At 35.9% G+C, this 13,977-nt stretch carries 4 protein-coding genes; all 4 read left to right on the top strand.

From position 1 onward, the window contains the following. The first annotated feature begins 5,189 nt into the window (after window positions 1-5,189). The 4 genes from SLW70_RS12410 (at window position 5,190) to SLW70_RS12425 (ending at window position 10,169) form a co-directional block, all read left to right on the top strand. A complete protein-coding gene (locus SLW70_RS12410; protein ID WP_320888748.1) occupies window positions 5,190-5,396 on the top strand; it encodes a hypothetical protein in 207 nt (68 codons plus the stop codon). A gap of 1,737 nt (window positions 5,397-7,133) precedes the next feature. Then, complete coding sequence (locus SLW70_RS12415) at window positions 7,134-7,268, top strand: hypothetical protein (RefSeq protein ID WP_320888749.1); 135 nt, start codon at window positions 7,134-7,136, stop codon at window positions 7,266-7,268. A gap of 1,424 nt (window positions 7,269-8,692) precedes the next feature. After that, on the top strand, window positions 8,693-8,899 hold the full coding sequence (locus tag SLW70_RS12420) for a hypothetical protein (protein WP_320888751.1): 207 nt from the start codon (window positions 8,693-8,695) through the stop codon (window positions 8,897-8,899). A gap of 1,090 nt (window positions 8,900-9,989) precedes the next feature. Continuing rightward, window positions 9,990-10,169: a hypothetical protein gene (locus tag SLW70_RS12425; RefSeq protein ID WP_320888753.1), complete on the top strand. Its 180-nt coding sequence runs from the start codon at window positions 9,990-9,992 to the stop codon at window positions 10,167-10,169. The last annotated feature ends 3,808 nt before the right edge of the window (window positions 10,170-13,977 follow it).

Consider the following 13,977-nt stretch of genomic DNA (forward strand, 5'->3'; position numbering starts at 1 on the left):
TAGGGTGTACTTCTTTTTTCGGTTTCATCTAACTCCGTTTGAACGAGCCAAGTAGCGTTTCAACTGTAATGCTCCGGCCATACGCGCATAATAACGAGGCAACAAGCCCGCTGCATGGTTTCTTTTGGCCGCCTACAATAATATATTATTGAGTTTAGGTCCCACAGATCAGCCTACATTTTTGATACTAACAGTATCGAACCGCTCAATCTTGCATTTAAAACATGAAACATGGCCACCACATCCCCAAAATATGTTTGAATGGTGGATACAAAACGTCCATGGTGTCGGGGTAAATTGTGATCGGATGTCAGAACCGTCAAATTTGCCAATGTCATTATACCCCGATAACGTCTATGAAGTTAAGGCGCCAAAAACACGAATAACCACGTGTGATAAACAAATATATAGACCAAAGGATTGCGTTGTTTAATCATTCCCAGAAAAAAAATGTTTCTATAATAATGTTGGGGTACGAATTGTACTCCATTTTTTCATAACTATAGAATTGGTTTAGCTGTTCACGAGCCTGCGATTAGCTGAAGTTTGAGGGCGAGTTTTGAGTGAGTCTATGAGGGCCGTGTGGTGAGCTTGCTAGGCGCATTACTTCCGTTAATACTGCGTTTTAAGGCACTCAACCAGCATGGGCAGTTTGCTCCCACACCTTTTGTCCTTCAATTTCAAATGCCGGCACTTCTCAGTATTCGGTGCGTACGAGGTTCTGTCAAATAACGTAACTTGTACAAGAATATCTTCTTCCACCTCAAAAACACAGATAAAGGCATTTCAATTACTCGTATTCTACTTTCAGAAGGTCTGGTAACTATAGCATCGATTCGGTGGTACGTAATGCCACCATAAAAGAGGATAATGACCAAAAATTGCGAGCGGAATAGATAAATAGGCTAATAATCGTTTTTATTTCTGCATAAAGAGCAGGCGGCACTCCTACTTCTTCCATGTGTTTTTCAACACGCAAGAGGCTGTTTGTGCTTACACACCATCTCTGAGCTTCAAATTGTGCCCACAGGATTAGCTGATTTGTCCAGAATCGAACCCGTCCATAGTAAAAGTGCGAACAATCAAAACCAACTGTTTAATACCTGCATTAGGAGTACAAATACGCAGCGTTACAGGCTGCCAGTGTTTTGTTTTTTTGCGTCAACGTCAATGATCTTTAGGACTCTCTCCATGCGCGCAAGGAGACCTTTTTGTGCATGAGCACACCGTGAGCAGGAAGTGCAGCCTTAATATATGTGGGAACAATTCTAAAAACACTAGATGAAAATCCACCACACTCTCACCTCATTTTTTTGCAGACCGTAGCCAGTATAAAGTATAGTCTAGAAAATAAAGCTTCGCGCAGTTTTCCGGAATTCTAAGCGCATAACACAATGTACAGTAAAGCAGAAAGTCAAAAAAGCAAAAGAGAAATTGTGGTCACATTTTGGCCGAAAATGAGCCTCGCGATATGGGTTACTTTATGATACTAATATCAATAGACTTTTAGCTGTTAAGTTTTATGTTAGAATAAAAATATGCTCAGGTTTTCATTGATAATTGCCATCGGAAGTGTTGAAAAACAGTTGCGGCTTATTTTTGAAAAATTAGTAGCCTTAAAAACATACTCGAAGAAGAATTTAGCAAAGACTGGTAGTCGAAAAAGAAATAGTCCTTGAAGTGGCAAAACTATAAGTCGTAATCGGGTAGTAAATTTAGGTGTCGGTTAGTCGCAATAGAAATCATTGTGGACCTCCATTTTTGACTGTCTTTTTGGATTTTCGAAAAAAATGAATGTTTGGAGGCGTTTCTATTTGGAATATGACGAATTATATTAAAGGATATAGAATAGCATTCGGCCTATGGAACAGAGTAGTTCGTTTTTTCCTACAATATTGTGACTTATATTCAACGCATTTGCGATTAGTCTGTACAAAGATTTTTGGTCTAATCACTATGCTTGTCTTTAAAAAATCAACGACCTTAGTGTATGTCAATTTCTAAACTACAGTATTTAGGACCAATGTAAAAAAACCTAAATAAATGGAGGCAAATGCTCATTCTTAGTGAACACTATCTGACTTCGGCCGTATTGGCTCCTATGTGTATTGTTTTATTCATGAAGGGAGTGTGAATTGATTACCAATATTCATCTCATTCAGTAAGTTTTCAGATCCCCCTATAAGATAAAATTTGGGAGGCGAATGTGCCTTGTAACAGTTGATCGCACCAGCTCATATGATTGGCGAATAATGATTGTTTTGGGTTTACGCACTAGATGGGCCAAGAATAGCGCAACTACCTATGGTAGCAGGAGCGGTATTGTAGCGCGAATGAATTATATGGCAACACACAATACTATTTCTAGCCGGCTGTTACTTTAGCAATTGGTATTTTCTATTTTATTGTTGGTAGCGGTAATTACTCTGCCGATTACTATTTCAAAATGCAGCATTAACCAATAATTTTTTTAACCAAAAAAATCCGCACATTGCTGTGAGGCATGTGGTGGTAGATGTAAGATCTGATTGTGTGTATTCCTAGCCCAGATTGAAGCGGCCATCCTTAGTGGTCGCGGCAGTTCTCGCCACAAAGATAGAGCGGACAGCTGAAATAGTCTCGCCGCCCTAAAAAAAAAGTGCGTAATATATAAGTTATAGCCACTAGTGTTTTGATAAAGCTTTGAACCTTGTAATTCCCTTTTGTTTGAGTATCTATTTGATGCAATCGCGCTTATGTTCCCGGTTCTATGACAGTAGAGACGTGCAATTATTCGAAATTTCCTTTTGTAGTTGTGTAAAACCAAACAATGTGGAGCCTAACACATCATAAACAGCTAGTGATTTGAGTGAGAAGTTCAGTGTGGACCGTAGAGACATGAAAAGCTATCTACTGGATAGGATGATATTGTAAAAGAGGTTGCAAAAATTCTAAGTCAATTGGTTTCCTACATGACTCTAATCACATGATGACTCGACAACACAATACAATGTAAACCTTGTTGTGTATCGTTTAGTGTTTACAAATTATTTACGGTCATAGATCCAAGCCCACACAACATAGGTAAGAATTAGGTTGAGCGTGTTTGTAAAAGGATTACCTTATGGAGTGTTAGTTTGACCTGGAGGATTAGGAATACCAATAACAATTCACTGTGGTTGGTGAAGATAGGTGTTTAGTTAAAAGTATGATCTACATGAAATTAACCGAGAGTACAAACCAAAAAAATCAATTTGGAGATTTTCCCGAAGCATGATAAAATGGGAGGTCTTGAGATAGTTCTTAAGTCCATAGGTCACCAATAGTTATGAAAACTACAATCTAATATTCTCTAAGAAACTCCGTCGGGGGGGGGGGTGGGGGGGGGGATTAATGGTTGTTAAATTATTATGACTGACTACATTTGAGATTTATAAACATTTTTATACAACCTAAAACCATCTATTAAATCTAGGAACTACAATCCAGTTCCATTTAGAACCACATCTCCGAATAGTTCAATGAGTCAATGTGATATCATGGCAAATTAAGAGTTCCAAGATTTACTAAAGAACTCACGATCCAAAGACGACTGAGTTTATTTCCATTCCATGAAATATAACTCTAGAGTTGTCAAAACATGAGAGACTTCTAGACACTTGATATATGTGATTTCCTGATATATTCAGCACCAAAAGGTATTATTCAAATTCCTGTCATGGTCGTAATTGGATCTAATTCGATTACCATACACATCTCAGATATTTGAATTTTGACAATCCTGTTAAATTGTGAGAATTGATAAATCATTTTTACCTAAAAACATCTATAATTCTCTAGATTGCTTTGCCCTCCATTAAATTTGATAGATGTTCAATAAATTTTTCCGGACTACGCAGAGTAAGTTAGAGTACTTAAACTCCGACAAATTGCTAAACGGCAGTAAGTGTTATTCTGCTCACCAACCAACTCTTTTGAGTTTACATTAAACTAGTACTAACATCTAATTCTGTTAGTTGGTTTATAAGCCACAATTAAACAGTTTCAAGTGTTATTTAACCCTGTTTACATGTAAAATGTAGTAAGCAAATGTGATATCACACCTCAAATACTGAAGGTTTCTCTAGGCTACAAACATTAAATGACGTAAGCTTCTTATTAGTACAATTTAATGATTTTAAATTCGTCAAACCAGTTACAAGCTAGTGAAGAAAGTAGTTAGTATAACAATTCAAACCCTGACAAAAAAAAAAATATTTGTAAAACCGCTAATCCCTGACTAAAGAGTTATTATTGCGGTAAAACTTAACTGTCCCAATTCTTGTAGTTAGAGTGCTTCTCTATTCTTGGATTTGTTCCGTCACTGAGTTAGCAGCAACTTTAAAATAATTTCCAGTCTAAAATTTTTTGCGTGTTGTAGTACTAGAACTCGCCGCTAATAACTTCGCTTAAAATTAGCATCTAGGAATATTCACTATCTTAGTGCAACAACATTATTCAAAATAAATCTAATGCTATGTTACTAAAAAGTAGTTTTTCCTTCATTTGTAAGATTTTGGAGCAAATATACCACAAAAACTACCACTACATAGTTTCCTACTTTAAATAATTTTAAACAAAAAAAAGCCTCACAATCCCTGTGAGGCTTTCTATTTCTATAAAAAGTGTGAATTATGTTTTTCTCAGAGTTTTCCCATTTAGCCTTTCTAGAGCTGCGAATACATCATGAGTGTTGACACCTCAAAGTCGCCGCTGGTGCGTTAGTACGATGCTGATGAATATTTTCAGTTGCTGCTTTCACATTTTTCTCTTCTTACTTCACGGAAGATAAGCTGGGTGAGTATGCTACTTACTCTTTTGAATCTCTTGTTGAATTCAATGTACTTTGAAATCTGCAGATTCACCTTTGTTTTCAATTTCTTACCGTCATCGTTGTGTCATGGTGACGAGTAGAATGAAAGCAACGATAGCACTCTCCATAGTTCTACAAGTAGCTCCTTGTGTCAACAATCTCAGAGAGCTCTCCGTTGTGGATAGTTTCCAACAGCGAATGAATCTTCGTACTGATCCCAGGTTAGCAGTGAGTTTGTTTGTGACCTAACGAAAATTATACGTCCGGCTACAGCTAATTGCTATATACTACAACGGCAAGTTGTTGCACCAACGTTTACAAACTCAGGTGGGTGTTTGATGTGCTTAGGCCCAAGCATATGTCCAAGATAGTCGATGAAGTCCTTCATTTCCTTCTGCTATTTCCATACGAAAAATACCCAAAAGTTTGTGTTTTTCTAACGAATACCTGGAGGTTTAGAAACGACCGACTGGGTATTGAAGCACGTAATATCAGTCCCATGGTTCTTGAAGAATTGTTTGGAGACCTAATGACATCTTACGATCGTCCATGCTCATCGATTTAAGATCTCCCGAGCTTCGATTACATCACCTCCGTTTACGAAATCTTGAGCAGAACGTAAATGAGTAGACCATGAACATTTCAAAAACGTGGGATTAAACCGTCAACACCTTCACGACTTCGTATGAAAGCTCCGTTATTCAGCGATAACTCCAACTTTACCAGTAAACGTTATCACACAAGAGTTAAGTTTGACATCAAGTGTCATCCCATGTGGTGACGTGCGTTAATTGTTTTCAATTCCTAAGTGATTCTTGTTATGTCCTCAGCTTCGAAAGCAGATGACATACGTGTAAATTTTGGATCGTAATGCAAGACCTCAGATGTGGTGAGTTGATCTAGACCTAGAAAGGTCAGTATAAGTGGAATTTAATCGCTTCGAACACCACCTAAGTCAATAAACACACGGTAAAAGTAATGTTATCTTAACAAAACACCTTCTATTACTTGTCCTTTTTGTACTATAATTGACCCATGAGTTCTTTCTTTATTGATACTTCAAGTATCCGCCTTCAAATAAGCGAGCTTTGTGAGATCAACACGTTTTTAAAATTCGTGGTGTGATGTTCACAACTTTGAATTCCTTAGTGTTGGTTTACGTAAACTGTCATAATCTCGAATTGGTGTAATCATCAATTTGCAGACCCAGGTAAGAACGCTTCGAGTCCGAAAACGTCAACGAGCATAACCACCTTAGTTCTATACATGTAACATAACCATTAACGATGGCTCCCGTGTCAGTAGCAGCGATAAACGCGATCCCATTGATTTGATGTACGCCTGTTCTGTGAGTACAAGTCTATTTGACCTGTGGTAATCCGCTACGGAGGTCAATCAAGTACCGCGACAGATCCCACTCACCTCCCCAAACACCAACTTTGGAAGTTGGGTGTAACGGAATTCGTGTTTAAAGAGTCGAAACACCGCTGACTTCATGCTTTGCATCAACTATGAACGTCGCTATCAGAATTCGTACACACCTACACCATCGACTACTTCTTCGTGATCTGGTAGCGTTAAACGTTTTTGATACTAAGTCGTCAGAATTCGTGCAAGTGTTGTTCATCTATCTACTTCAATTCCTTCTTCGAATTGTCCAGTTAATATGTGCTATATACGCTTCTGTCTTGATTTTCAACATGCTATTAAAATGTTTATTCGCTGCCGTAGTTCTATGAGAGAAAACAACAGAATGGTTTTATAATAATATACCTATGGAAACCTTATCACCAAAAGACTGCAATATGAATACATTTTTAGTGTAACGACATAAGAAAATACTACATAATTACCACAAACAAATACAAACACCATAAAGTATCTTTTCCTTTTTTGGAGCATAATCCCGGTTCTCTTCTCACTCCAGCCCTCATGCGCCGTGAGCGCTCCGCCCAAGCTCACTACAATTCCGCGCCTTCTCTATATTGAGTTGGTGTTTTCTAATTATTTATTAATGACTCTTACGCGAAAAAAATTACTCTTGTTATTTTTATGAAAGATAAGGAGATATTTGATCAACAAATAAATCAAGCCGGCTTATTCAACTATGGGTATATCTGCAAGATTTGTGGTCGTAACAGATAATGTGCCAAACGAAACAAAAAAGAAGACAAAAAAATGAAAAATGTTAAAAAACCGTTAACAAATAAAGTAATCATAAATCATAACTGAAGGGAAACGGGTGGGAATCGCAACTTACGATACTTTTATGATACCATAGTTCTCAAAACAATAATTATAAATGACTTGCATTTGGCTAGTTTACTCATTTATTAATGCAGGAAGTGACTGGTTATTGCTTTTGCAAACTATAATCAAAGCTAACTCACAAATTCAAGATCAATTTGATTACAAAATTACTTCAAATTTGTTATAGACTTGAACAATTTAAAACTCGAATTTCAAAGTCAAAATCATCGTACTAATAGGAAAAAATAAAAAAAGCTTTACGATATCACAATACATTTTTCAGTACTGTGATAAAGCTGATAAATCTATATTCTTTTTGCAGACAAATTTAATTTTTACATCCAGAATTCTTCTGATTGAAATCTTGATCAAAGATATAAAATAAAAAATAGGCGACCCATTTTACTAGATGGAAAAATCTTCGTGTTCTGATGAAATTGTCAAAATTAATTTAGAACAGATTTCGATCATAATTTTATAATATGCTCCAATATAAATCGGAATTTATTCTCAAATAGTTATATAGAATTTTGACGAACTATCGTGAATATTATTTAAAATATTATAATTAATCACAAAAGCCATTTTTAAACAAATATTTATGTTTTTTTTGATAGATTTTATCGATCTATATGTATAGATAAAGCATTTAGACAGTATTGAAACTAAAAATTTGTATTAGAATATTTATGATACTAACTACTTACGAACTGTTGACTTATGTGTTCCAGCTACATCTAAACGATTTTTGATATCACTCAAATATTAAAAAATTCAATTATAATACAATAACGAAATAAAAGATTTAATATTGCGCCTTCAAAGATACGAACACCAAAATTTAAAATAACAAAGATTAACTAAAAACCGCTCCACGAAGAATCCTAGACTCCACGAAGAATACCCTCGCTCCCGCCCATACGGTCATGCTTTGATGATAATCGAGACGTGATGGACTGCTCCCGAAAGACAAAATACTATCGAATGCTGCGCAAATTCTCGCTGCCAATTTTTACATGTGAATAACAAATGCGCCTAAAAGTATACTGACTTTTCGACAAAACATTTTTTAACCCCAAATCTGTGCAAAATCCAAACATACCGAGTATAATCTTATTGCTGATATTTGAGTCACCATACTAGAAAACACTATCAGACACGTTAGTCTAAAGCACTTTTCATTTCGTACCAACAATATACAAACCTATCAAACGCCGCTAGAGAATTAGATTGGAAACCATCGTGTATTGTACGCGGTAATAATTCGATTTTTAATAGCCTTAAAAACAGAGTACCAAATACCTAAGTTTTACAGTTCCAATATAACCCAATGATAAACGATTTATTAAAAAAAACATCACCAAAACATTTTCTTTTTCTACACTGTTAAAGTGTTTGCCGATGTTTACCCTAAAACGATGAAAAAAATTCTCAGCAAGAAAGTCGGGAAGTTTGAAGGGGTGTATTAGACTTGTTTTTGTTTTCACATCGACAAATAGAAATGAAAACACCTCGATTTGCCGCGAAAAGATGGGATAATGATTTTGATAGTTTTATGATCAAGCAACTCGATATATTTATCTAGCGTTGAAGAAGTGAATCCTGTGATAAATGAGAACGATATATGCGTTATACAATCCTGCCTGGGGAAAAACTGTAATCTTTCTCCATAAACTTGGGTGCTTCAAAGAAATTGATCGAAACATCCATACTGCAAAAGATCGAGATCGTTATTTTATAGAAAACTACCCCAACATCGCCTCAAAAATCAACGACAAACTAATATCAAGGACCTTGAATGACTCATATCCTAAGTAAAAGCAAATAGCAAATATAATAAAATTCCTTGTTATTGATAACGTGTCAAATATGCGCATATTGGTGACAAATTTGGTACGATAAAGGTGGAATCTAAATGAAAAACGATTATTTGTTTAACAAGCTCTCTCAGAATTAGAAACACTGGAAAAATACAGGTGTGGAATTGAAAGTGCCGCCCCTATTATCGATTATATGACAACGAATGAAATAAATCTAATTCTCCTAAAAAGCCTACCTCTTGGACCCACTTAAGAATTTCCTATGCAATTCACTCAACCTTCCATTCTTGGATTAATAGATCTCTAGCATAGGGCTTATACCGTCTCGGTACGATTATCCGAACGAGGTAGCATTTTGTACCCAGGGCACGACCCACGTTGGATTTAGCCGAAATCTTAATTCATGCTCGTATGTTTGGGGATCATACCCTAAAACCTTAAGCGGGTGGCACCCCATTGTTTAAAAACGTAAACTGAGGGCACACCCTTTATATTAGTAAAAGTAAAACAGTTCAAATGCAAAAAATGCCTTTGTTTTAGACCACGATTGTCCTGTTTTGGTGTGGTAAAATTGATAATACAACATATTTTGTCCAAAGAACTTAGCGTGAGTAGTGATGACTCCTAGTTTAAAATTACAGACAAAGTTCCCTCCTCCCGAGCTTTGCTCAATAATTAGTAAGCAATTATTAATATAAATTAGTCACTAATCAATTAAATGTTGGATTGTGTGTTTTTCAATACATTATCTCCCTGTCAGTCATCTCTATTGTCAATAACATGTTGCAGTTTTACTGTTTTTCTGTCATTTACTCTTAGATAAATATGTTCGACCTAGTACTGTTAGTGGGCTTGTGTGCGGCATCGGTTTATTAGCGTGCCCTAGTGCAGAGGGTGGGTGATTGTGTTCCATCAATTTATCATATTCCGCCTACTGTTGGATCAGCGTCACCGGAGGTTTAACTTACCCTACCAGTGGATGAGGAGATCATAGTACTAGCTAATATGTTTTATCTCTGGCCAGAGGGAATTAAATTTAAAACATTATGAGGGCGAGTGATTAAGTGGTACTATGTACAAATGCTCGAATGCTACAAGACCTGTGCGTTAATATGGCGAATCTGTTTAACAATAATAGAACAAATGTAAAAAAAAGAACCTATTTTTTTATTGCTATCAACCAGTGCATTCCGCTCAAAGAGGACAAGCCATACCCAATCAATGCAAGAACACTACAAACAACATCTGGATCCGCACAATCTGTTTAAATAATAGTTTCCTTTTTCAGGAGGACACACTCTAACGGTGGATCTCGCTCATCAACTACAAACAGAGGAAAAAGAGAAGATTACACACAGACGTAGCTGTCAATTCCTCATAAAGTAATTTTATTTCGGGGGATAGTAGGTTCGGACTGGGGGGTTGGGGGGGATTTCCGCCTGAGAAGTTGTCAATCGTTGAGCGACGAATGTTATTACAAGATTATACCGTTGAATTGGTTGGTAAGTCTGTCATTCATTATTTTATTTAAGTGGAGCTTATCAATACAGTAAGCTCCAATTGTTCAATTCGTGACTGTTCATTAGACCACCACTTTTTCCAATCACCAATAAGTGCATTCTTATTGGTTATTGGCATCGCCATCCTGAAAAACAGAATCCATTATTAAGATTCGATGTTATAAATAATCCCTCTGGGTGAGGACCTAAGCTCCGCTGGACAATGTACACCGTTTTGCGTTTTTGAAGCCAGCAATACACCATAAATATAGCCTCCATTCGGAGTAACCTTTAAGTGACACAGCAGCCTGACCAACTGCTATATTGTCATAATTTTAGCGTCTCGGTTTCTGTGCTTGGTGTATAGCGGGAAAGACTGCATTTAAGCGTGAAGGTGTAGTCTGACTGTTGGATATAGTAAGCAAGGGTAAATACAACATTCAAAAGTTTAAGGTGTAATGAATCATCGCTTATGTAGTTTATGATGATAATTGTCAACAGCTAGATGAACCGATTGTCCTGTATTTAAGATGGACCGTCTCTAGACATAAGACCCAGCTTCCCTTGGAAATATATCCCTTTGTTGGTCATTCTTGCGCAACCATAATAAACAAGCGTCTATACCAATGCATTCTTCGTTTGGGAAATGCCTTTTCTGTTGTGTGCTTGTGTTTTCTAATGGTGCCAGGACTGTCGTCGCGTTCAAAACGATAGCTTCAAACAGACACTCGACATGTTAGCGTTGAATTAGCTTTCAAGAAGACAATCAATGGTTTGTCAGTAAAATCCCAAATTCCTGACCACCTGGGAAAATTTCCAGCATATTCTTTGAGTTACAGCTCAAGACGAGGTGACCTAGGTGGCAGTGTATGTTCTTATCATACATTGAACGGATGTGGCGTTTTAAAATCTGGTACTTTACTGGTGGCTTAAGCCCTCCCTTAAAAAAATTATGTTACCTTAATTTTCGGTTGTCATTAAATATAATAGGGAGAGAATATTCTTCGAGTCCTATAAACCTTTTTTTTCTCCATTTTCCTTATTCATCTGTTTATAAAAATATACGTTTTTTTCTATTTTGGTTTAAAATTTTTATAAAAAATTGTAAAACCTTAGAAAAAGATTGTACAAGGTCTACTCTAGATTTATATAACAATGGTTGTTGCCTTGGTAGTTCTTAAATCAGAGATGGCCTTTGAACTTGCGATTGGTGTCGTTTTGATTTTTGAGTGCGATGTTGGTAGTTTCCTTGAAATAAGATACGTTCTTTGTGCTGTGATGCTAGTTCTAGCATTCTGGCTTGTCCTACTACCAAAGCTTTTTGAACAATCGATAAAACATGTTTCCTTACAACAGCAGAGTCCGAGAAACCAATTTATCTTTCAGTGATCAAAGATCTTCACTGTCTTCCAAACTAAAATTTAAATCAAGCTTATTGATTCAAAAACTATAAATATCCATAACCACCTATCTTAGCGCAAATAAGCTGTTTTCTGGCCGGTTTAGGTCAAGTAAAATTCCAAAACACCGTCTTTTACAAAAACCTTCAAACTACAGACTTCTCCTTCACTAGCATATTCCTTGTCTTAATCTGTTAGGGTTAAAAGATCGGCAAAACACTGCTAACTCAGTTAGATAATGAAATGTTTGGATTGTGCGGTGAAATAAATCTTATCATTTGATTTGACTGTAAAAACTTTACGCTGTTTAAATAGGGTTTGTATATGTTAAAAATCCAAATTAACGTAAACTAAGTACAATAAAAAAGTTCTCACAATCGTATCCTCTTAGCTTGATTGCTTTGTTATTCGTTGGTACGAAATAAATTGCATTTGACTACCGTTTGATTGTTTTATAGCTTTGTAAAATCCAAATAAATCCCACATATATATATCGGGAGCGTTTGAGATTTGACACAACACCGATTGGGGTAAAAAATTTTGTAGAAAGTCTATACTTTTAGACGAGTTCGTTTAATAAACTTTAAATGGCCAAAGTCAAGAAATTTGCCAGCACTTAGAAGATATTGTACTCGTCAGACATGAGATTCCACGGTATCGATCTAATCGACAAGCCATCCAAAAGTATTCGCGAGCGTGTACTCTCGTGATCGAGTTTCTTCGTGAGCGGTTTTAGTTCAATCTTGTATGATTATGTCTTCCCGTAACCATTTGAAGCCAATTTAATGCGCCTTTTATTGGATTATTGTACTTAATAATTGAATGTTTATTGCTTTGGACGTATTCATCTCTAAAATCGTTAGATCTACGCTAACCAAATAAGTAATTATTCGTAAGTATTAACTAGCAATAAAAGTTCTAAATAAAATTTTGTCTGCAAGACTGTCTATAGCTTTAATATCATAGATAGAGATCGTTAATAACTTTCAAAAAAACATAAGTTGTTTTTAATAAAGTTTGTGAGATAAGTTATAATATGTAAAAGAATATCATCCGTTTGTTCGTAAAAATATTCTTAAATTCTCTGATATAAATATCAAGATCCTTAGATGAGAATATTCATAAAATTCATGATCGAAATCTCGGTCATAATTTAATTTTCGATCTTTCTTTTTTGTTTTTTCTTCAGCGGCAACAGAGAGCATTTGTAAATATGTGTGAATATCAGGGTATGCTTGTGGGTAACATGCGTTGATATAAGTTGATCCAAATTGCAGCCCTTGAAATTTCTGGCGATGAAAAGTTATAATGTGGGTAGCCAATAACGGTTTACTTGTCTTTTCTCCGTTAACTAACATTCTGAAACAATGTATTTGGTAGATTAGTATAGCCTTTTTCTATTTTTTCACTATTGAGGACTTGAATTTCTGAATTTGATAATTCGAGTTTGAATATTGTCCGAACAAGTCTATAAAAATTCTGATCGTAATTTTGCTGAATAAATTATCTTACGTATTGTGAGTTAGCTTTGATTTGTGCTTTGAAAGCTATTTAAACAAGTGCACTTCCAATGATACGTAATACAAAGAGTCTAAACATAGTTTGCAAAAGGTTCTCCATCTTCATGAATTATTCTGCTTTGCAGCAAATATTGGTATCACTAAAAGTACTAGTTCTGTTGCGATTGAAAAACAAAGTTTCAATTAAAGTTCTTGGTGTTGGATAAGGTCATTTGTGTTATGTACAAGTAGTTGTCTGTATTCTATGGTGTGTTGCGTTGGCCAACCTACGTAGATTGACAAACTATATCTTCGCAGAATAGACCCAAAGATAGTAGATTTATGAGGATTGTTTCTTTTTTAGTGTGCATCAAATATAGCCTTTTATGTCATAAAAATCTCTCTTGAGTAATTTTTTTTGTAAGATTCCCAGATAAACTAACTATAGAATAACATCACCTACAACAGCCTAGCCGGATGAGCCGGTATCCTGCGGTAGTCCCGGAGACGTCGGACGGATGATTTAGGCGAGAGCTGATGGGAGTGTGTTGGTGTAAACGGGGGGCTTTTTGCTCTAATAAGAAAGCCAGGAAAACCGGTGATATATGGTTATGTTTTGTGGTTTTGTGGAATTATCAGTAGTATTTGCTTGGTTGTTAACTAAAAATGTAGTAATTG

The organism is Flavobacterium sp. NG2 (assembly GCF_034119845.1).
Classification (GTDB): Bacteria; Bacteroidota; Bacteroidia; order Flavobacteriales; family Flavobacteriaceae; genus Flavobacterium.

What these genes read in the sequence shown, in the direction of transcription:
- SLW70_RS12410 (WP_320888748.1), top strand. Translation starts at nt 5,190, where the DNA reads ATGTCCAAGATAGTCGATGAAGTCCTTCATTTCCTTCTGCTATTTCCA.
- SLW70_RS12415 (WP_320888749.1), top strand. Translation starts at nt 7,134, where the DNA reads ATGACTTGCATTTGGCTAGTTTACTCATTTATTAATGCAGGAAGTGAC.
- SLW70_RS12420 (WP_320888751.1), top strand. Translation starts at nt 8,693, where the DNA reads ATGAGAACGATATATGCGTTATACAATCCTGCCTGGGGAAAAACTGTA.
- SLW70_RS12425 (WP_320888753.1), top strand. Translation starts at nt 9,990, where the DNA reads ATGCTACAAGACCTGTGCGTTAATATGGCGAATCTGTTTAACAATAAT.